The following is a 21,353-nucleotide window of genomic DNA, read 5'->3' as shown; positions in this document are numbered from 1 at the left end:
CTCAATGAGATGCCCGGTACACGATCGTGCGGTGGTCTGCGAGCAGACGACACTTCGCGCTGAACTGCTCCAGGCTCAACCCCAGATCACTCTGGTGGCGCGCCCAGTAGCGCAACATCGCACGCTTGGCATCAAGTCGGGTTTCACCGATGAAGACGATCTCGTCATTCACGGCGGGCTGCTTTCCGGTCTGTTCCGACGAGGAAAAGACCTTTCCAATCAGTTGGATAACCCCATGTTGGTTCTCCTTTTTGTCAAAGACCACACCCGCTCACTACGCGGGCGACTGACCGAACAACGCTCACCTCAACGGAGCATTCCGCTGATTTGAGCAGCGCGAACGATGCACCACTTTCCCCGAAAAGTCAACGCTGGGCCTTGAACACGCCGAAGCGCTCAACGAGCATGGCGCATCTGCACATCCCCTGAATGTCCGAACGCCGCAGCGCACTTCAAGTCGCGTCAGGCAGTGTTTTCCGCTCGAGATCCTCGCGAAGCGCCTCCCACTGCACGCTGCACAGGGCATCGACCGCGTCACGATCGTTGAGAAGTTCGCGCACCCGCGCGTCGGCCAGCGTCAGCGGGTAGTGGTCTTCGCGCACCGCGCTCATCAAGTCGTCGTCGGCTAGCATGGTGGCGACGGCGTCGCGTCGCAGAAAGTCGGCAGCCCGGCCCTGCGCGCGAACCACATCCTGGGCTCCGCCCTCCGCGGCCAGCGCGCCGCACATCAGCGCGTCATGGAGGCGTCGAAGATCGGGAAACTGCCAGGGGGCCAGCACATTAAAAGAGCGCACAAACGCGGTGGCCCGGCCCTCGCGCAGCCCGAGCGTGTTATCGGGATCATGCCTGCTCAGCGGTGTCTCGATGAGCACGACAAGCACCACCGCAAAATAAACCAGAATCAAACCTTTGATGCCGCCCAGGCCGGCGCCCGCCACACGGTCGAGCTTACCCAGGGTCTCACTGGTCGCGCGTAGAATTTTGACGGCGACCCAGCCTGCGAAGACCACCCCGACGTAGATGCCGACCGCGGCCATCAAGAGGCTCAGTGCTTCCACCCCCGGCGTGGCCGGACCCGACTCGTCAAAGACCGCGTCGCGCACCAATGGCGAGACCCAGGACGACGCAACCACCACCGCGATCGCCGCAATGATGCGTACGATCTGGCGTAGCGCGCCCGAGCGCCATCCCAGCGCCACGAACACCACCCACACAAAGCCTGCGATCAAGTCGAGGGTCACGTCTTCCCTGAGTTATGCGGCGACTCCACACCCGAGGCGCACTCAACTCGACGGGTCATCGGGCCGCGCAGCGGCTGGCAGCGCAGACCTTCCGTCAAGCCCGCTGACCGCTTCGGCGGGCTGAACCCTCTCCATCAAGGTGGTGAGTTGGGCGCCTTCGAGCACCTCTTGCTCTCTGAGGGTATCGGCCATCTCGTGGAGAAGATCCACATTTTTCTCCAACACCTCCAGCGTGCGCTGGTAGAGAACGCTGACGATCTGCTGAACTTCCGCATCGATCTTCTCGGCTGTTTGATCGGAGTAGCCCCGCGCGCTCACGCCCATCTGTGAGAGGAAGGGGCTGGAGTCGTCACCGTAGCTCAGGTTGCCGATGGCGTGACCCATCCCGTATTCGCTGACCATACGACGCGCGATGTCGGTAACCCGCTGCAAATCGTTGGCCGCACCACTGGAGACGTCGCCAAAGACAATATGTTCAGCAGCCCGCCCTCCGAGCAGCATGCAGATGCGGTCGTGAAGCTCACTTCGCGTGACGAGATAGCGATCCTCCAGCGGCACCTGCAGTGTGTAGCCGAGCGCGCCGATGCCTCGGGACACAATGCTGATTTTGTGCACCGGGTCGGCGTCACTCATCGCCCCGGCGACAATCGCATGCCCGGCTTCGTGGTACGCCACAATGCGCGACTCCTTCTCGGAGAGACGGCGGCTCTTCCGCTCCAGACCCGCCATCACCCGCTCAATCGACGCCTGAAAATCCTCGAGCTCCACCTCGGACTTGTTTTTGCGCGCAGCGAGCAGCGCCGCCTCATTGACGATGTTGGCCAGATCCGCGCCGACGAAGCCCGGGGTCTGCGCGGCGACCACGTTCAGATCGACACCAGGCGACATCACCACCCGACGGGCGTGCACCTCCAGGATGCGGCGGCGGCCCTTTTTGTCGGGTCGGTCCACCACCACCTGGCGATCAAAACGCCCCGAGCGCAGGAGCGCCGGATCCAGCACCTCCGGCCGGTTGGTGGCGGCCAGGATGATGACACCGCTTCGCGTATCAAAGCCGTCCATCTCCACGAGCAACGCGTTGAGGGTCTGCTCCCGCTCCTCGTTGGACTGGTAGCCTGCCGCCCCACGTGTTTTGCCGATGGCGTCGAGTTCGTCGACGAAGATGATGCAGGGCGCGCTCTCCTGAGCCTGCTGAAAGAGGTCGCGCACCCGCGCGGCGCCCACACCGACGAACATCTCCACGAAGTCCGAACCGCTCAGGTTGAAGAAGGGAACTTCGGCCTCCCCGGCCACCGCCCTGGCGAGCAGCGTCTTTCCCGTTCCCGGTGGGCCCACCAGCAACACCCCCTTGGGCACCTTGCCGCCCAGGCGCGTGAAGCGCGAGGGCTCGCGCAGAAAGCTGATGATCTCCCGCAGCTCCTCCTTGGCCTCCTCCACCCCGGCCACATCCTCAAAGGTCACGCCGGTGCCCTCCTCGGCGTAGACCCGCGCGCGGCTCTTTCCAAAACTCATCACCGGGGAGTTGCTGCCCCCGGGCCCCTGCGCGTTGAGCATCTGCATGCGCCGGATCATAAAGCTCCAGAAGATAAAGACCATCAACGCCCCGAGCACCCACAGCCAGAGAAATCCGCTCTCGGCGCAGCCGCTTTGCGGCGCGACTTCCACGACCACCTCGCGCTGCTCCAGCAGAGGAAGGAGTGTGGGGTCTTCAACAGGGCGCTGGGACTGCCAGCGCTCGAAGTCTTCTTCCCCCCGCGCCTCACGTTCCTGACGGAGCGCTTCCTCGGTGGGCATCGCCACCACCTGGCGGTCCGAGAGCATCACACGCGCGACCTCACCCTCGGTCACGCGCTCCTTGAGCTCACTATAAGGTAACGAGACCACCGCGCCGGGCCCCTGAACCTGGTAAAAGATCAGCAGCGCGCCCAGCCCCACGGCCAGCGCCACCAGGAGGGTGCGCCAGGAGAGGCCCCCGGAGTTCGAATCAGGGCCCTTCTCCGGGGAAGACGTGTTTTTTGATGACTCGGCCATCCATCACTCCATCCAGCGTTGCGTAAGCGCGCTTGACGGGCGCGCGGCGGCTAGTCAACCTAATCGCCCAAGGGTCCGGGTCAATTCACCCCGGAGGCCCTTCTCCCCCTCGTCTTCGGAGCCTGTTCGCATGTTCTACGCCCCCCTCAGTCGTTGCCAGCTTCTGGTGCTGGCGCTCGCTGCGGTGAGTTGCTCTGACCCGCAGGAGTTTGCCCTGATTGAGGCCGACGATGCGAGCCTCGCCCCGGAATGCGCCGCCTCCCAGTTCCCCATGGCGCCGGAACTTCTGGCATTGCGCCCGCGCGTGGGAAAACTCGGCGTTTTTCTGCAGTCCGCCCCTGATATTCAGTCCCGACACGACGTGCTCTACATCGAGTTGAGCAACCCGGATGACGAGCTGGTAGGTCGAGACCTCATCGTCGATCCCGACGATCCGCAGGCCGACGCCAGAGCCCGCCTGGCCTTCTTCTCCAGCTGTTATCCCGCCCATGACTCCTACGATGTGCGCGGAACGCTGCGCTTTGACCTGCTGGAGCGCGAGACCACCGGCGTGGTCGCCGGAGCGCTCACCGAGGCCGTCGCCCTCGACGCACGCAGTGGCGAGGTTGTGATCGAGGGCCTTCGCGCCTCCTGGAGCTTTCTGGTGCGACGTGGCCCGCCTTATGAAGACTTCTACGCCCTGCCCGAATCGCCTTAAAGTCCCCCAAAACTCCGCGCAGCGCCATCCGGGTCAACCTCGGCGAACCGGTGCGCAGCATAAAAAAAGCCGGCCCGATGGGCCGGCTTTTTTGTACCTTAGCTACTGCGCAGGCTGAATCAGCCCTGGGCGCGCAGTTTCTCAAGGTGCACCGCCAGGCGGCTGGCCTTGCGGGCAGCGCGCTTGCGGGGAATCACACCCTTGGAGGCCGCGCTATCAAGCGCCGACTCCACGTTGCGCAGGCTGGTCTCAGCCGCGCTGACGTCACCGGATTCAACCGCGCTCAAGAACTTACGAGCCTTGGTGCGCAGCGCCGAGCGCACGTCACGGTTACGATCACGGCGCACGATGTTCTGTTGCGCGCGCTTTTTAGCAGACTTTGAATTCGCCACGACGATCTCCTTGCTTCTCCCGCCTCCGCGCCTCATCAACCGTGATAAGCGCGTCTGGAGTTCGGGATGTATCGAAACGTTTAACGTGATTTAGACTTCAATCTCAGGGTTGCCACGAGCACAAACGCTACCCTGAAAATCGGGTTACTCGCAGGACGCGAATAGGTAGCACCGGCCCCGGGGGCTGTCAAGCCAGCGATAACTCGACGACGCTCACAGTGGCAACGTGGACGTAGGCGCGCTGCTTGAAGTAGAACTCACCCCTATGTGCTGCTCTCCTGCCCGACAACGCCCGCCCTCTCTTAAGGCCCCGCAACACCGCCTACGCGCGGCCTTTGCGCTGGCCCTGCTGCTGAGCGCGAGCTGCGGCCCTTACCGCTTTGCCAACGACACCCGCGAGCCCGGCCGCGCCGTGGACGTGGGCAGCATCGCTGCGCCCGCCGAGCTCGGCCTGAACACCCCGCAGCTGCAGGCGATCCTGACCGATCAGATCTTCAGCCGCGGCCTGGCCGTGACCTCCCAGACACCCTACCGACTCGTCTGCACCGTCGGCGCCCATCGCACCACCGGCTTTGATCAGGATCTCGTCAGCGAGGTTGACGTGCGCTGCCCCCTCCTCTTTAACGGCACTCTTCTGGAAGTGGTCGAGGCGATCGGTGTCAGCGCCGACGCCCTCGCCACCGACACCTCCCCATCACTGGCAGCCCTGGAAGCGGTCGAGCGCGCCGAAGAGCTCGCCGTCGCCGATGCCCTCTCCCAGATCGCCACGCGGGTGGCCTACTTGGTCGATCGTCACCATCGCAATGAGACCTCCCCATGAGCAAACAAGCCGACCGCGCCCGACAGTTTTTCAAAGACCTGAAAAAAGGTCCGGTCGCCCCCATCTATTTTGTGCACGGCGAGGAGACCTACCTGCTCGATCGCGCGGTGGAAGCGATCGTAGAGGCGGCCGCCCCCGAGGGCACCAACGACTTTAACCTGGACACCTTTCAGGGCCGCTCGGCCAGCGGCGACGCGATCCGTTCGGCGGCCGAGATGCTCCCGATGATGTCGAAGCGCCGCCTGGTCGTGGTGCGTGACATGCAGGAGATCCCCCTCTCGGAGCTGGGCCAGCTCGAAGACTATTTTGCCAACCCCAGCCCCACGACCTGCCTGATTTTGCATGCGCGTACCGCCCAGAAGAAGATCGACGGGCGCTCCGGCATCATCAAAAAACTCAAGAAGGCCGCCGAAGTCTGCGAGTTTAAGGCCCTCTACGAAAACGAGATCCCCGCCTTCCTGGAGCGCCAGGCCGCGCGCCGGGGCATGCGCCTGAGCCGACAGGTCGTTCAGTATCTGGTCGACGCGGTAGGCACCGACATGGCGGAGCTGGAGCAGTCCCTGGAGAAGATCGATCTTTATATCGGCGCTGCCCCCGAAGGAGGCGGGCGTCAGGTCGACATCGATGAAGTCCAGGAGATCATCGCCCACACCCGCGTGCGCACCGTCTTTGACCTGACCGACGCGCTGGGCGCGCGCAACTACCAGCAGGCGCTGCTGATCATGGAGCGCATGCTCCTCGACGGGCAGTCCGCGCTGGTGATCAGCCATATGATCAGCCGCCACTTTCGCATTGTGGCGCGCCTGCAAGACCCGGCACTGCGCTCGGCCAACAACAGCGACGCGGCGCGCGCGGTGGGCGTCTCGCCATTTTTCTTAAAGGATTATCAACGTCACGCGCGCACCTTTGCCCCCGATGAGCTGGCGTCTATCCTTCGCCAGATGCTGGAGGTGGATGTGGCGCTTAAATCCAGCCCGGTGCCCGATCGCGTGATCCTGGAGCTGCTCTTTGCCCGCATCTGCATGAAGGCGCTTCCGCAGCGCGCCTGACCTCCCCTCTCCTTCCCCTACTTCGCTGGCGACTTTGAATGATGGTGATGGCTGACGCGACCCTGGAGCACGAGCTTACGATCTTGCTGGAGGCACGCGAGCGACTCCCCGCGCTGGCAGAACGCCTCTCGGCAGGCACGCTGAAACTGAGCCCGCCGCGCTGCGATCAGCTCAGCGGTTGGTACGCCTCACTGCGCGAGGATCCGGGCTGGCCCATCATCGAAGCGGCGTTACAGACGCCGGCGGCCTGGCCCCGCGCCTGGGAGCTGGCCGAGGAGGCGGGGTTCTCGTCACGCACCTCCCACCACAACGCGTTGATCTTCTCCGAGATCTTTTTCGACGCCCTCCAGCGCGATGACCTCAGCCTGGCCGGCCACGCCTGGAACGCGGCGATGAAGGCCTGGGTCAAGGCCGACACAGGCTGGCTCGCCACCTACCTCCAGCGCTGCATGCCCGACGCATCCGAGGAGGCGATCCTCGCCACGCGCCGCGAAGCGCTCAGCCAACCTTTTGCCGCGCTGATGCAGCGGCTGCGGCGCGCGCTCAACCTCGATAACCTCAGCGTGGCGCCGGATCGTCGGGGACTTCGCTTCGGAGCGCACGCGCTGGCGTGCTGCGATGCGATCTTCGACAACCCGACCTCCGAGTTGGCTGAAGGCGGCGCTGAACTCGCCAGAAACCTGCGTCAGACCCTGGCCTCCGAGCTCACCGAAGCGCTGCACGCTCACATGCAGTCGCTCAACCTCACCGAGGTCAGCGCCGCCCAGATCACCGCTCCTCTGGAGGGCGTCGAGCAACGCGTGCGCCTGCTCAGCGCCCTGCCCGGCTGCGATCTGGCCGCGTTGCGCGCCGGGCTCAACGCGCTGTGGGAACTTCGTCGGCTGCAGCGCGATGACGTCATCGAGGCGCTGGAGCTCATCCTCCCGGCGCTCAAACCTATCGCCGAACGCCTGGCGACGCTTTCCCTCGACGAGCATATCGAGGCCGCCGGCCCCCTGGCCGACTACTACACCTTTGAGTCGGAGGTAGCCTTCGCGCTGAACACCCGCGAAGATCTTCTGCGCCGCGCCTTAAAGACCTGTGAGGGCCATCGCAACGCCAGCCGCATGCTCTCGTACCTGTTGCTGGAGCGCGCCAACCGCGATCTTCTCAAGCTCACCGCCACCCCGGAGCTCGGCGCCGCCATTGGACCGGTGCGACGCCGGGTGAGCGATGCGCTGCAGCGCGCCGCGGCCGCCATCGAGGAGGCCCGGGCGCTGCACCCCGCAAACGAGCTGCTCGCCGACTACGAGCGCGATCTTCACGAGGAGCGCACCCGGTTTAACCTGCGCGGAGCCCCCCATGAGTGAGCCTGCCTCCATCTTCGAGCGCTGGGATCTGGACCCCACGCAGAGCCCCGCCGAGTTGACCCGCGCCATGCAACAGCTGGCACGCGCGCTTCCGCCGGAGGAGCGTCAGCGTCTTCGGGACGACTGGCGAGCGCTGACCACAAACCCGCAGACTCGGCTCAATCAGGCGCTCTGGACCCACCCCAGCGCCACCTCGCGCCGCGATCCCTGGGCGTGCATCGAGGCCCTCAGCGATGCGCCCGCGCCGGATCTTCCCGCGCTTGAAGCCACGCTGCACGACGCCCTGCACCTGGATGCTCAGCCGGTGACCGCCCCCGCGCTGCGCCCACCCTTCTGGCCCGCGCTTCGACACCCTGATCCCGGGGAGAGCCCATGAAACTGACCCCACCCTTTGGCATCGATCTGGGCACCACCCACAGCAGCGCGGCGATCTACCTGCCCGGCGCCGCCGCGCCCCTGACGTTTGACGATGGTCAGGGCAGCCAGGTGATGCCCTCGGCTGTGGGCTTGAGCCCTGCGGGCGATCTTGTGGCCGGCCGCCCGGCGTTTGACACGCGCTTTGGACCCACGCCCCCGCTGACCTCCTTTAAACGCCGCATGGGACACAGCGATGCGCTGCAGCTGGGCTCGCGGGCGCTGACCCCGGTCGAGGCATCGGGGCACCTCCTCTCGGCGCTGGTCGCCCGCTTCGCCGGCCAACTTCAGGGCCACGTCGAAGCGGCGGAGCTTCGGCTGGAGCGCGCGCTCATCACCATCCCGGCCTACTTCGACGTCACCCAGGCCGAGGCTACCCGCCAGGCCGGCGAGCTGGCCGGGCTGGAGGTTATCGGCCTGCTTCAGGAGCCCACGGCCGCGGCGATGTTCTACAGCTGGAAGCACCAGCTTCAGGACGGCAACTTCCTGGTCTACGACCTGGGCGGAGGCACCTTCGATGTCTCGGTGATTCGGTGCCTGGCCGGGGAGTACCAGGTGCTGGGCATCGACGGCGACAACCACCTGGGCGGCGACGACTTTGATCGGCGCCTGGCCGGGCTGCTACGCAGCCGCCTCAACGCCGCGGGTTATGCTCTGGGCACGAGCTTCGATGAGCCGGACGACCGCCTGCGCTTTGAACTTCTGACCCGTCACGCCCGCACACTCAAAGAGTTGCTCAGCGCTCAGGACGCCGCGTCGCTGGAGCTCGACGGCAGCTTCAGCGATCGCGAAGGGCGCCCCGTCCACGCGAGCGTGGAGGTGAGCCGCGCCGAGTTTGAACGCGCCATCGACGATCTGATTGAGAGCACCCTCGGGGCCTGTCAGCGGGCGTTGCACCAAAGCGGGGAGCAGGCCCAGGTGACGCTGAGCGACATCGACCACGTGCTCCTGGTCGGGGGCTCCACGCATGTGCCGGCGGTCCAGCAGGCCATCGCCCGGGCGTTCTGCGGCGAGGGCGTCTCGCGTGCCGAGGCCCCCCTGAGCGACTCGCCGGAGATGTGTGTGGCGTTGGGGGCGGCGCTGCACGCAGCGACCCTGGGTCGGCTGCGCATCGAGGCCGACAGCGGCGTGGCCATCGAACTCGACGACATTCCCTCGGGGCTCGGTGAGGCGCTGAGCGGGCGGGTGGAGCTTGCTCGCCAGGGGCAGCAGCCCGAAGCTCTGGAGCTCCGAGAGGCCTCCCAGACCCTTGCCCGCACCGCGCTCCGGGCGACCGACGCCCCGGGGGTATGGAACTTCTTTGTGGCAAACCTCCCCGAGGGTGTATCGGAGCGCCCGAGTGCCACGCTGGTCGACAGCGCGGGCGTTCCGCTGGGGAGCGTTCCGCTCTGGCTCCCCCGCCGCGCCCCGTCCGAGCGCCCCGCCCCCATGCCGGCACTGAGCAACCCGGCGGTGCTCTCGCGCGGCATCTTTCTGGAGGTCGTCAAAGACGGCAAACCCTCGCGCCACGCGCTGATTCCGCGCGGCGCACACCTTCCCACCCGCGCCACCCACCGGCTGGCCACCGCCGACACCAGCGGCGCGGTGGTGCTGCAGCTCTTCCAGGATCGCCTGCCCATTCACACGCTTGTGATGCCCCTGCCGGAGCACACCGCGCCGGGCACCCCGCTGACCCTGGAGCTGGACGTCGACGAGACGCTCATGATGAGCGCACGCGGCAACATCGGCTCGCAGGAGTTCTGGGTGCGCATCGACCCACCCCGCACCCCGGCTGAGCTGGACTGGCCTCAGATCGAGGAGCTGATGCGTCGGGCCGAGGCCGCCGGTCGCCAACTCTGGGGCATGGAGGCGCGCCGCTTCGAGCGCGACGTCGCCCCGCTCATCGCCGGCATGGAGGTCGCGGTTCATCAAGATCCGCTGCGCCTGCAGATCCTCGCCAGGCGCCTGGAGGCCCTGCTCGACGAGTTCGCCCCGCGCGCCGAACGCATCCCCGGCCGTGGACGCGTCGACGCCACCCTTGATGGCATTCGTCGTGCGGTTTTCTCCAGCACTGGCGACGTCCAGAGCATCACCCGAGAGCAGTGGCGCGCGCGCCTCGATCACCTCTCAGCGGAAGTTGCGCGCGTGTGGGAGGGCTCCGATGACGCCGCCTGGCGCCAACTTGCGGACCGCGTGCAGGCGACCTATGAGACCGTCGTTCAAGATGAAGCGCGCTTTCTGCGCGCCGACCCCGAGGGCCACGCCCGGCGCATGCTCGACACCTGCCAGTCGCGCCAGGCCCGGGTTCGTATGGATCTTCGGGAGTTCGCGCTCAGCGCCGACGCCGACCGTCGCGCGCTTCAGGAGCGCGAGATCGAAAGGCTGGAGCAGCGCCTGCGCGACGAGGTCATCGCCCCCCTCGACGAGCTCCGGGCAAGCCTCGATGCCACCCCGCTCGCCAGACGCACCGACGCCCTGGAAGCGATCCACGTTGCCATCGACCATCTTGAGCTCGGGCTACAGCGGGTGCGCACGCTCGGACTTCTCAAACGTCAGGAGAGCTGATGTCGCTTCGCGATCGTTTCGATGAGGCCCGCGCCGGCTACTTCGCCTCGCGCCACCGCCAGCTTCGCCAGCGCGGCAAGTGGGCTGACGCGCTCGCCACGCTGGTGGACGAAGCCGGCTGGCTCGCCAGGCACAATCCCACCTCCGCGCGCTGGCTGGACCTTCTGGTAGAAGCCACCGAGGTCGCCGCACAACTCGATGACCTGGCCGAATACCGCGCCTTTCTCAACCACTTTGCCGATCAGCTGCTGCCACAGGACGCCGACGCGGAGCCTCGGGTGTGGGCGGCGCTCGAACCTCTCGAAGATCTGCGAGACACCGCCACCCTTGAGGCGCTGGGAACCTGGCTTACGCTGGCGCGCCCGGACTGGCCCGCCGGGCCTTACCTGGAGGGACACGCTCTGGAGCAGAGCGCATCAACATCCTCCGATCTTCTCCGAGCAGCCCAGGCATTCGCGCTCGCGGCGCGGCGCGCCGAGGGCGCAACGACTCGGGAGGGAGAGCGCTTTCGGCGACATTGCCAGCTGCGCCGTGGCGCGCTTGAGCTGAACATGAGCCTCAATCGCAGCGCCGGCCAGACGACCCTGGGTCGTCTCAACTGGAGCGAATTCGCGCGCGCCGAGCAGCTCTGGATGGCGCATGCGCTCACGCATAGCGAGCGCTGGAGCGACCGGGTCCGCGTCATTGATCTTCTGCTCGACGCGCTGCGCGAGCTTCCCAGTGAGGCAACCTCTACGCAGGGCCTCGACGATCTTTGCGCCATCGCGCGCGAACTTCTCGGAAACGCCCCGCTCCAGCTTCATCCGACCGAAATCGATCGCCTCCCGGAGCTCATCACCACCCTTTTCGATGCGACGGAGCGTGCCCACTGGGAGCGTCATCTGCAGGCCCGCGAACGTCTGCAACATCTGGTGAACTCACCGCTCTCGGAGTCCTGCGCTGCTGCCGAAGTCAAAGCCGCGCTTGAAGATCTGGCGCACAACGCTCCTTTACGATGGCAGTCTGTGGCGCAACACGCCGGGATGCTACTCAGCGCCCCGGAGCAGCGTCCCGACGACCTGGTACAACACACTCGCGAGCCGATCGCCCACTTTTACGCCACGCTCGCCGACACCCTGGCGAGCGCTGAGCGGGGGCTGCCCTCGGCCGACCTGCTCGCCAGTCTCAACGCCGCCGCCGGTGCGCTGGAGGATGAGGCCGGCGCGTTGCGTGCCCTGGCGCTGATCTGGCCGGCGCTCCTCGACCACACCTCGTTGCCGCCTTCGGACGCGTGCCTGGCTGAGCTCATCGCGCTCGCCCGCATTCACGCCCGGGGGCCCTCCCCCTCGTACGGTTGGTGGGCGCTGGCGGCGCATCTCTATCGGGCGGGGCTTTCCGCCTGCGCCTGGCCTGTGGCGCAGCGCGCGTTGCAGCATCCCTTCGCAGGAGAAGCTCATGATATTATTTATTATGTAAAAACACATACACTTAAAGAAGCCGCGTCCCGAGAGGACGCGGCCTCAGCGAGCCGTTGGCTCAGTCTTGATCTTTGACCTGATGCATCCAGACTTCCTGCTGCGGGAAGGGAATGCCGATACCGGCGGCATCCAGGCGGTACTTCACTTCACGAAGCAGACGCGAGCGCACCGCCCAGTAGTCCGCGGTCTTCACCCAGCCACGAAGATCGAAGTCCACCGAGCTGCCGCCCAGCCCGTTCATCGTGACGGTCGGCGCCGGATCCTGAAGCACGCCCTCATCGTTCGCCAGGATGTCCTCAAAGATCGCCTTCGCTTCATCGATGTCGGCGTCGTACGCGATGCCGGCGACGATGTCGACGCGGCGAGTTTCGGCCTCCGAGTAGTTGATAATGGGATTGCCCCAGACCCCGGAGTTCGGAATGGTGATGCGCTTATTGTCGGGCGTGCTCAGCAGCGTCGACACCAGCGTCAGATCTTTAACCGTCCCGGCGATGCCGTTGATCTCAACGTAGTGGCCCACATCGAAGGGTCGGTAGAGCAAGAGCAACATCCCCGCGGCGAAGTTCGACAACGTATCTTTGAGTGCAAAACCCAGCACCAGGCCCGTCGCGCCCAGACCGGCGATCAACGCCCCGGTGTCGATGCCCAGGTTGCCCAGACCAATGATCAGCGCGAGCAACATCACAGACTTGCTGGAGACGTTGACCACAAACTGCGTGAAGAGCGCCGAAGGCTCGAGCCGGGAGCGATCAAAGGCTGCACGCACCGCTTTGCGCACGATGCGCGCGGCGATCACCCCGGCGGCCACAATCAGCAGGAAGACAAGAAGGTTGCGTGCAAGCGCCAGGCCTTCCGTCGCGAGCCAGGTACTGGCCGCGTCGGTTAATGCAGCGAAATCAAAATCCATAGAGCACTCCTAACAGCAAAGAGTCGACAAACAGGATCCTCCGGGGCGATAGCGATCATCCCCGCCAGCAGAGGATTACGAATAGCCTTTGCAATAGACACGCCCACCCTAAAAGGCAAGAGCACGAGCGACTTTACCGCCGGCAACCCGGCAGTTTACGCTGGTGACTGACCCGCCCCCCCACCTTCGAGGACATTTCATGGCAACACGACTCTATGCTCGCATCAGCGGCATCAGCGGCATCGCGCTCGCGATCGGCCTGTTGGCCGCCTGTTCTTCGGCGCCGCCCCCGTCGAGCGAGGCTGCCCCTGCGCTCTCGCCAGCCGAGGATCATGAGGCCGAGTTGCAGTCGCTGCTTCAGGAGGCGGACGCAAGCTGGAAAGAACGCCGGTCTGGCGAGTCGCTGGAACGCGCGCTTCGCGCCTACGATGGGGCGCTCACGCTTGACGCCGAGCACGACCTTGTCGACGACACCGCCCTGCTCGACCTGCAGCTAAGCCGGGCGCAGGCCTACGCCTTCGCAGCGCGAGCCGCGCTGGCCGGAAGCGACGAGGCGCCGCAGGATGCCACCGGCGCGGCCCGCAAGGGCGAAGAAGCGGCGCGCGCGGCGCTGCTGCTTGATGAGAACTCTAACGAGGCGCGCTACTGGCTGGCCCGAAACCTGGAGTTGGGCGCCCGCGCAGCGGGCGCCGCCGCAAAACTGGAGCGCGCTCCCGAGCTCAACACCCTGTTCGACGCGCTCGCTGCAAATGCCCCCGAGCGGCTCCGCGCGGAGAGCGCGTTGATGCTCGCCGGACGCGCCTGCAGCGCCGACTTCGGCCGTGATCTGGAAGCCTGCGCCGCGCACATCGACGCCGCCGAGCAGGCCGCCCCCGACGACCTGGACGTCGCCCTGGCCCGCGCCTCGCTCCTGGCCGTTGCCACCAACGATCGCGCGGCGTTCGAGCGTCACCTCAGCTCGCTGGTCGCTCTTAAACCCGACGGCCTCTCACCGGAAGCTCAGCTCGCCAGGCTCGAAGCCCGCGCGCTTCTGGAGCAAATCGATCGTTATTTTGCACCGACCTCCCCTTGATGCCCGCGCGCTTCTTGCACTCGACAAGGTGGTGCTGAGTTTGCCCGAGTCGAACGCTGTCTTCTCATGGCCCACCTTATGCGCAACGCCACCGACCTCCCCGCCCAAACCTCGCCAGGATCCCGACGCGACTGGCTACGCCCGCCGCGCCACCTGGCGCTGACCACCCCGGGCAAGTTCTTTCTGTTAATGACTCTCGCCATCGGCTTTGGCGCCATCAACACCGGCAACAATCTGCTCTTTCTGCTGCTGGGGATGATGCTCTCGTTGATCGTGGCCAGCGGTCTGCTCAGTGAGGCGGTCCTGCGCACGCTACGCGTCAGGCGGGAGTTGCCCGTGCGCATCTTCGCCAACGAGCCGGCCGCCGGTCGCTTCATTCTGGAGAACAAGGGGCGGTGGCCCTCGTTGAGCGTGGAGGTCGCCGAGCATAGCCCGCATGTCGTCGCCGGCCCCCAGCGCGGGCGCTCACTGGCGGCTCCCAGGCACTCCTGGTGGAAGTTCTGGCGCACCCAGACCAGCGATGAGGAGCGTCCCCTGGCGGCAGCCTACTGCCTGCGCGCCGACGCCGCCCAGCAGACCGCGCTGGCCACCCACTACGAGCTCCCCGCTCGGGGAGCCTACCTGCTCCCGGGCGTGCAGATCTCGACGCGCTTTCCTTTCGGCTTCTTCGAAAAATCCCGCGAGCTCGACCAGGCCCAGCGCGTCATCGTCTACCCGCGCAGCCGCCCGACCTCCACCCGGATCGCCGAGATCCATCAGCATCTGGGCGATATGTCGCAGAGCCGCGCCGGACGCGGCGACGACTTCTTCGGCCTGCGCGACTACCGCGACGGTGAAGATCAGCGCGCCATCCACTGGAAGTCCACCGCCCGGCGCGCCGCCCCGGTGGTGCGCGAGCTGGAGTCCAACGACCGACGAGATGTGCGCATCGTGCTCGACAACCGCGCAACATCCGGGGTGCCCACCCCGGGTGAGCGGCAGACGTTTGAGCGGGGCATCGAACACATCGCCGGCCTTATTGAGGCATTGGTCGCGTCGGGTTACCGCGCGGAACTTGTCTGCGCCCATCTTCCCGGCGCCGACGAGGCCGACGCTCCGGCCCACAATCTCGACACCATGCTCACTCGCCTGGCGCTGGTGGAGCTTTTGCCCGCCTCAGCCGGGCAACCTCAGCCTCCATCGTCAGCCACCGGCGGCTCGTCCCCCGCACTTGTGCGCATCGGGTTCACCGCCGCGCACGCACCCGAGGGCGCTGTCTCACTGGCCTTCGATGATCTGATCGCTGCCGACATCTCCCAGCAGGAGCGCGCATGACGCCCTTTGTGCAGCGACTTGAGCGCCTCCACGAGATCTTTCTCTACATTTCGCTGGCGCTGGCCTTTCTGGCGGTGGTCTTCGGCGGCGCCACCGGCGCGGTGATGCTCGCGGTCTTTCCACTGACCGCGCTGGCCGCGCCGGTGGTGCGTCACCTGATCCCGGGGCTGATTCGCCAGAACTGGCTCTGGAACACCCTCATCCTCACCGTCCTGGCGCTCACCGTCGCCGAATACCTGACCAATCCTCTGGCCGATGTGATAGCGCTGGGCATCCGCTTTGTGCTGGTGCTCATCCTCATCAAACTCATCAGCCGGCGAGGCCCCCGCGATGAACTTCAACTTCACGCGCTCAGCCTGCTGACCTTTGCCGCGGCCAGCGCGGCCAATGAGGGCTTAAGTTTTGGCCTGCTCTTTGGGGCCTACATCCTCTCGGGCACCTTCACCATGGCGCTCTTTCACCTGAAGAGTGAGAGCGAGCGACGCCCTCTGCTGCGCGTGCCTCGAAAGTCCCCCTTCGATCGTTTCTACGTGTCGGTGCTGGCCGCGATCAGCCTGGCGATCTTTGCCTCCTCGCTGCTGATCTTTTTTACCTTCCCGCGGGTGGGGCTTGGGCTTTTTGTGACGCAATCGCGCGAGAGCCTCTCAGTGGCCGGCTTCTCGGAGGATGTCGAGTTGGGGAGCCACGGCGTGCTGCGCTCCAACCCCCAGGTGGTGATGCGCGTGGAGTTCCCCGAGGCCGAGCGCCCCTCCGACGCCGGGTCGATGCGCTGGCGAGCGATGACCTTTGATAGCTACGACGGTCGCCGCTGGAGCCGGACCCGGGGCAACAGCGAGCGGCCCGCCACGTACAGCCGCAATGCGCGCTACGATCTGGGCTTTCTGCGCCCGCCTGCGCTCGATCAGCTTCTGGTCGATGAGACACCCCGTCAGGTGCAGATCTACCTGGAGCCTCTGGGCACCAACATCCTGCCCACGCTCTGGCCGCCGGCCTCCATTGAGCTGGGCCTTGGCGAGGTGGCGCAGCTCATCGGCACGCGCGCGGCCAACCTCACCCGGGATCATTACGGCGATCTTCGTCACACGATGGACTCCGAGTTGGGGCTGACCTACTCGCTGCGTTTCTACGACGCGCCGCCGCCCACCGCCCTGCAACGCACCGAAGGCCGCGTGCTCAACGAGCGTCTTGGCGAGTTGTACACGCAGCTCCCCGAGAACTTCGACCGGCGCATCGGCGCGCTGGCCGGCGAACTCACCTCCGAAAGCGATGATCCCTACAGCAGCGCGCAGGCCATCGCCGGATACTTCGCGCGCGAGTTCACCTACACCACCGATCTTCCCGAGGTGGACCCCGACCAGCCCATCGCTTCCTTTCTTTTTGATACCCGGGCCGGCCACTGCGAGTACTTCGCCACCGCCGCAGCGCTGATGTTGCGCTCCCAGGGCATTCCCACTCGTCTGGTCAACGGTTTTTTGGGCGGGACCTGGAACGACGTCGGCGACTACCTCACCGTGCGCCAGGGCGACGCTCACGCCTGGATTGAGGTCTTCGTGCCCGACCTCGGGTGGGTGCCCGTGGAGGCAACCCCGGCGATTGAGAGCGGCTTCGGCCAGCGCTCGGCGCTGATGCGTCTGGGCTCCGATGCCTACGACGCGATGCGCCAGGCCTGGTTCAAATGGGTGCTGGAGTATGACATTCAGGCGCAGATCGCCGTGCTGCGTCGCGTGGCCCGGGTGGTCGCGCCGAAAGGCGCCCCTTCAGAGCGAGAGTCCCCTGGCGAGGACGAAAAGGAGCAGGAGACCATCCCGCTCAAAGACGCCGTCTTTGGCATGGGGTGGCTCGCGCTGATCGCCGCCTCCGGCTGGCGAGGTGCCTCCGGTGTGGCGCGCAGCCCGACACGCCGCGCGCTGGGCATCTCGTTATGGATGGGCGCCGGAGCCCTCTGGGTGAGCTGGTTTCTGGGCTGGTCGATTGAGCACGCCCTGCTGGGCGTCTTCAGCGTGGGCGGGGCTTTCACGGTGGCGTTGATGCTGGTGAATCGACCTCAAAAGATGGCTCATTATGAGGTCAGTCGTATCTTCGAGAAGATCGCGCGGGCCGGGGCCCGCAGGGGCCTGGAGCGTCGCGACGACGAGGGCCCGCAACGCTACCTGGAGCGCGTCGCAGCGAGCCTCGACGCCGAGAGTCGCGCGCATGTGGAGGCGTTTAAACGGCGCTACCTCAGTGTGCGCTTTGGTGGCGGCCCCTATGGGCCGGTGCAGGCGCGTGAGCTGCGCCGCCACGCCCGTCAGGTGGTCAGCGCCCTGCGTCGCACCGCGCCCTGAACGCCCGTAAAACCAGGGTTACGTGGGCACCGGCACAGACGCGACGATCGACTCGATGAGCGCCTCGCTGCGCCCGCGGTCCTGCCCGCCAGACGCCATGCTCAAGCGGTGGGCCAGCGTCGGCACAAAGAGCTCACGGGCATCGTCGGGTACGGCAAAGGTGCGTCCCTCCATCAGCGCCACAGCGCGCACCCCGCGCATCATCGCCAGCACCCCGCGGGTGCTCACGCCGACGCGAATTTGATCATGGGCGCGGGTGCGCTCGACGACCTCCAGCACATAGTTCACAAGGCTCTCCTCGACGCGCACCCGCGAGGCCATCTCCTGTACCGCGCGCAGCTCATCACTGCTGCACACCGCCTCCAGCGCCTGCACCGGCTCGACCATGCCCCGCTCCATGATGATGGCACGCTCCACATCCCGGCGCGGATAACCGATGGAGAGGCGCATCATAAAGCGGTCGAGCTGGCTCTCCGGCAGCGGGTAGGTGCCGTGGTGATCCAGAGGGTTCTGGGTGGCGATGACAAGAAAGGGATCGGGCAATTCGTAGGTCTGGTCGTCGACGCTCACCCGCCCCTCACTCATCGCTTCGAGCAGGGCCGACTGGGTGCGCGGCGTGGTGCGGTTGATCTCGTCGGCGAGTACAAGGCCGTTGAAGATCGGCCCGGGACGAAAGGTGAAAGTCTCGCGCGACTGCGAGAAGACCGAGACTCCGACGATATCACCGGGCAAGAGGTCGCTCGTGAACTGCACACGTTGAAAACTCAAGCCAAGGCTCCTGGCGAGCGCCAGAGCCAGGGTTGTCTTGCCAACCCCCGGGACGTCTTCGAGCAGCACGTGGCCGCGCGCGATCGCGCTGGCCACCGTCCAGCGCACCGCCTGCTCCTTGCCCCGGAAGACGCTGGAGACGTTCTCAACCAGATCATTGGCGATGCGCGATGCCGCCTCCGGGCTCATCACCTCGGTCGACTGCGGGGGTAAAGCGTCTGCGCTCATAGTACTCCTGACTCAACTCAATGGATCGATCGCGGCAGCGCGCCACAGGGACTTCAGGGCAGGCAATCTGTGAACGAAACGTAACAAGGCCAGCCCCGCTTTGCTACGCGCGAAATCCCACGGAGTGCGCTTGCCGCCGGGGGGGCCGAACTTAAGTTGAGTGCGTCGCAGCGGTGCGTTGCGGCAGGCACCAACGCTCAATCAGGGGGGGGAGCATGTTCCGCACATCCGTGTTGCTGATCGGCCTGAATAGTATGGTGATGGCGCTCGCGCTTATGTCCTGCGCCGAGGCCACGGGCACCTTCAGGCTAAAGTTGGAACCTCCCAGCCTCACCCTCGAGGCGGAGCCGGGGCAGTCGCGGGTGGTGCGGATCACCATCGAAAATCAGCGAGAACACACCCAGGCTTACGCGTTTGTTACGTCTTCACCGCGCGTATCACCGACGCCCGCGCACCTGACACTTCCGGGCTACGCCAGCGCCGAGGTCAAGGTCGAGGTCCGCTGCCCGAGCTCCCCGGGCGCGTACACGCACGAATTGGAGGTGCATGCACTGCACCGCCGTAGCGTCGATGTGCTCCCTATCGCGCTGACCTGCACGTCCGGCAAAGCGCAGAACGCCACCCTTCGCGTCGCATTGCGTGGCCTGCCGGAGGGCGTCTCCGCCCCGGCGATCTTGGCCACACCCGCTGGTGAGCGCATCCCGCTGCGTGCGAATACAACACTGCACGCGCTCCCTCCGGGGAGCTACCGACTGAGCGCCCCCGACATCTCGGCTGCCGGAGAACGTTTCGTGCCTGATCTTCGCCACGTCGAGCTTCAACTTCTTCCCAACCGACTTCACGACGTCGTCCTCAGCTTTCTTCCCGCCCCCGGTCGCCAGGCTGCAAAATTGCAGGTCACTCCGGAGGGGCTCCCCGAAGATGCCACACTCTCCATCACGCTACGCGCCGCCAGCGGCGGCGCCATCGCCCTGAGCCCGGATCGCGTCGTCGAGGGACTTCCCCCGGGCACCTACACCCTGGAGTACGGCTGGGCGCATGCCACCCTGCCCGACGGCTCGCCATGGCTGGGGCGGCCCCTGCCTGCCCGGCACACGTTGGAGCTTGATGATCAAAGCCGGGTAGAGCTCCGACCAACCTTCGTCGACGCCCGCACCATCACCTCTCCGCTCGACCACGGCGAAGACAGCCTGCGCCGCGCCATCGCCGAGGCTCGCGAGGGCACCACCCTCTACCTGCCGGAACACCTCGGCCGTGTGGAGCTCGAAGACGTGATCCGCATCGACAAATATCTGGTCATTCTGGGAAGCGGCCCGGAGCTCACTCCCCTCACCACCCGCGGGAAGTCAGGTGCCTTTCGTGTGGATGCCGGCGCTTCGCTCACACTCGCCCGTCTCACCCTGGAGCAAGCCGCCGGACCCGATGCCCCGGCGCTCCTCGCCCACGGAGATGTGGAGCTCTACGATGTTACCTTCACATCAAATGTCAGCGATGGCGCGCCCGCCGCGCTTGCTGCCCACGCCAACCTCATCGCCGACGATGTCACGCTACTTGGCAACCGCAGCGCCAGGAGCACCGGCGGACTCTATGTGGGCCCCGATGGCCTCGCCATGGTCAGCCACCTTCAGGCCATCGACAACCAGGGGCTTCGCGGCGGCGCGATCGAAAATACCGGCGAGCTCATGCTCACCGACAGCCAGTTCACCCTCAATCAGGCCGATGAAGGCGGTGCGTTGCATAACGTCGGGAGCCTTCATGGTGAGCGACTCTCCTACTGGTACAACCGTACGCGCGCCTTAAAAGGCCCGGGTGGCGCCATCCGCTCAACGAACATCGCACGCCTGGCGCACGTCACCTTCGGCTCAAACCTCGCCCGCGTCGGCGGTGCGCTCCACACGGCCGGTGACGCGAGGATCAGCTGGGCAACCTTCTACGCCAACCACGCCGATCGCGCCGCCGATGTGCACGCATCCTCCGAGGCGACCTTGCGCGTGGAGGGAAGTCTGTTCTTCGGGCCAACCATCGATAACATACATTATGACAACTCTACTCCCCACACCACACGATTCAACCGCGTCGTTGATCGCGACCTTGTTCAGCTCCGTTTTCGCAACGGGCTCCCCGACGTCGCCCTTCTGGCCGATATGAACGCGTTGCCCCCCCTGCCCCCGGAGCATTGCGCGCTGCTGCGCACCGCCCCCACCACGCTGGACCAACTCGGCAACCCCAGGCCCCCCTCTTCGCACTGCACCCCCGGCGCCGTCGAGCCTTTCACCTCCCCGCCCATCATCGACGCCTTAAACCCCGGCCTCCGCGCTCCGACCCCACACACCGGTTTCTTCCTCTCCCAGCAGGGGTTGACCTACCACTTCCAGAACGCCTTTCGCCGCGAACATCCCCTCCACCTGGCCGGCGGACACCTGCGCACCCGCTTCGCCTCCACAAAGCGCATCTGCCACGCCTCCATTCTTGTCACATCACCCGAAGACGTCCTGCCCACGCTCAGCGTCGCCACCGATTCCCCCACACACGCCGCCACGCCGACGCCCCTTGGCCATGGCCGCTGGCGCTACGAACTTATCAGCCCGCACCCCTTCTCCGAGCTGCACCTGACCACCTCCTCGCCAGACCTGGCCATCCTGGAGATTCAGGCCGGCGATCGCGGCTGCGCAGTGCCCCCCGGCCTTGACACCCCACCCCCGCCATCTACTCTGCCCGAGGACTCCCCCTCGCCGCCCTGATCCTC

The 21,353-nt window shown here is 66.0% G+C and carries 17 protein-coding genes; 11 read left to right on the top strand and 6 right to left on the bottom strand.

The genetic code is table 11. From position 1 onward, the window contains the following. Position 1: 1 nt before the first annotated feature. From FRC98_RS21375 to ftsH, 3 genes are all read right to left on the bottom strand, one after another. Entirely contained in the window at positions 2-172 is a 171-nt protein-coding gene (locus tag FRC98_RS21375; RefSeq protein ID WP_230467360.1) for a hypothetical protein, read from the bottom strand. 280 nt (positions 173-452) lie between these two features. Next, a complete protein-coding gene (locus FRC98_RS06930) occupies positions 453-1,241 on the bottom strand; it encodes a CvpA family protein (RefSeq protein WP_146980546.1) in 789 nt (262 codons plus the stop codon). Positions 1,242-1,283: 42 nt separating this feature from the next. After that, positions 1,284-3,272: an ATP-dependent zinc metalloprotease FtsH gene (gene ftsH, locus FRC98_RS06925; protein ID WP_230467359.1), complete on the bottom strand. Its 1,989-nt coding sequence runs from the start codon at positions 3,270-3,272 to the stop codon at positions 1,284-1,286. 130 nt (positions 3,273-3,402) lie between these two features. Here ftsH and FRC98_RS06920 point away from each other — a divergent pair, with 130 nt between their 5' ends. Next, positions 3,403-3,969: a hypothetical protein gene (locus tag FRC98_RS06920; protein ID WP_146980545.1), complete on the top strand. Its 567-nt coding sequence runs from the start codon at positions 3,403-3,405 to the stop codon at positions 3,967-3,969. A 119-nt stretch (positions 3,970-4,088) separates the two neighbouring features. Here FRC98_RS06920 and rpsT read toward each other — a convergent pair whose 3' ends face one another. Continuing rightward, complete coding sequence (gene rpsT / locus FRC98_RS06915) at positions 4,089-4,361, bottom strand: 30S ribosomal protein S20 (RefSeq protein ID WP_146980544.1); 273 nt, start codon at positions 4,359-4,361, stop codon at positions 4,089-4,091. Positions 4,362-4,626: 265 nt separating this feature from the next. Here rpsT and FRC98_RS06910 point away from each other — a divergent pair, with 265 nt between their 5' ends. The 6 genes from FRC98_RS06910 to FRC98_RS06885 are packed head-to-tail and all read left to right on the top strand — an operon-like array spanning position 4,627 to position 12,069. Beyond that, positions 4,627-5,181 (top strand): hypothetical protein, encoded by a 555-nt coding sequence (locus FRC98_RS06910; protein WP_146980543.1) that lies wholly within the window; start codon positions 4,627-4,629, stop codon positions 5,179-5,181. Then, positions 5,178-6,230, top strand: coding sequence for a DNA polymerase III subunit delta (gene holA, locus FRC98_RS06905; protein ID WP_146980542.1), 1,053 nt, complete (start codon positions 5,178-5,180; stop codon positions 6,228-6,230). Before FRC98_RS06910 ends, holA begins: the two co-directional genes overlap by 4 nt. A gap of 47 nt (positions 6,231-6,277) precedes the next feature. Beyond that, complete coding sequence (locus FRC98_RS06900; protein ID WP_146980541.1) at positions 6,278-7,579, top strand: hypothetical protein; 1,302 nt, start codon at positions 6,278-6,280, stop codon at positions 7,577-7,579. Next, entirely contained in the window at positions 7,572-7,955 is a 384-nt protein-coding gene (locus tag FRC98_RS06895) for a hypothetical protein (protein WP_146980540.1), read from the top strand. Before FRC98_RS06900 ends, FRC98_RS06895 begins: the two co-directional genes overlap by 8 nt. Further along, positions 7,952-10,537 carry an Hsp70 family protein gene (locus FRC98_RS06890; RefSeq protein WP_146980539.1) on the top strand — a complete coding sequence of 862 codons (2,586 nt, stop codon included), beginning with the start codon at positions 7,952-7,954 and terminating at the stop codon, positions 10,535-10,537. The genes FRC98_RS06895 and FRC98_RS06890 overlap by 4 nt, the downstream gene beginning before the upstream one ends. Further along, positions 10,537-12,069, top strand: a complete 1,533-nt coding sequence (locus tag FRC98_RS06885) for a hypothetical protein (protein ID WP_146980538.1) — start codon at positions 10,537-10,539, stop codon at positions 12,067-12,069. The genes FRC98_RS06890 and FRC98_RS06885 overlap by 1 nt, the downstream gene beginning before the upstream one ends. Here FRC98_RS06885 and FRC98_RS06880 read toward each other — a convergent pair. Beyond that, positions 12,053-12,901, bottom strand: coding sequence for a mechanosensitive ion channel family protein (locus tag FRC98_RS06880; protein WP_146980537.1), 849 nt, complete (start codon positions 12,899-12,901; stop codon positions 12,053-12,055). The genes FRC98_RS06885 and FRC98_RS06880 overlap by 17 nt on opposite strands. A 199-nt stretch (positions 12,902-13,100) precedes the next feature. Here FRC98_RS06880 and FRC98_RS06875 point away from each other — a divergent pair, with 199 nt between their 5' ends. The 3 genes from FRC98_RS06875 (at position 13,101) to FRC98_RS06865 (ending at position 17,611) form a co-directional block, all read left to right on the top strand. Continuing rightward, positions 13,101-13,973 carry a hypothetical protein gene (locus tag FRC98_RS06875; protein WP_146980536.1) on the top strand — a complete coding sequence of 291 codons (873 nt, stop codon included), beginning with the start codon at positions 13,101-13,103 and terminating at the stop codon, positions 13,971-13,973. Positions 13,974-14,039: 66 nt separating this feature from the next. Beyond that, positions 14,040-15,287, top strand: coding sequence for a DUF58 domain-containing protein (locus FRC98_RS06870; protein ID WP_146980535.1), 1,248 nt, complete (start codon positions 14,040-14,042; stop codon positions 15,285-15,287). Next, complete coding sequence (locus tag FRC98_RS06865) at positions 15,284-17,611, top strand: transglutaminase TgpA family protein (RefSeq protein WP_146980534.1); 2,328 nt, start codon at positions 15,284-15,286, stop codon at positions 17,609-17,611. The genes FRC98_RS06870 and FRC98_RS06865 overlap by 4 nt, the downstream gene beginning before the upstream one ends. An 18-nt stretch (positions 17,612-17,629) precedes the next feature. Here the strand turns inward: FRC98_RS06865 and FRC98_RS06860 are convergent, their stop codons facing one another. Continuing rightward, the gene (locus tag FRC98_RS06860) at positions 17,630-18,607 is read right to left on the bottom strand and encodes an AAA family ATPase (protein ID WP_146980533.1); all 978 of its coding nucleotides are present in this window, start codon (positions 18,605-18,607) and stop codon (positions 17,630-17,632) included. A 215-nt stretch (positions 18,608-18,822) separates the two neighbouring features. On the opposite strand from FRC98_RS06860, the gene FRC98_RS06855 reads away from it, so the two are divergent. Beyond that, on the top strand, positions 18,823-21,348 hold the full coding sequence (locus FRC98_RS06855) for a hypothetical protein (RefSeq protein WP_146980532.1): 2,526 nt from the start codon (positions 18,823-18,825) through the stop codon (positions 21,346-21,348). Positions 21,349-21,353: the final 5 nt, after the last annotated feature.

The sequence above is a fragment of the Lujinxingia vulgaris genome (genome assembly GCF_007997015.1).
GTDB classification, from domain to species: domain Bacteria; phylum Myxococcota_A; class Bradymonadia; order Bradymonadales; family Bradymonadaceae; genus Lujinxingia; species Lujinxingia vulgaris.
The sequence above is the reverse complement of the archived record's forward strand: the minus strand, read 5'-3'. Positions and strand labels throughout refer to the sequence as shown.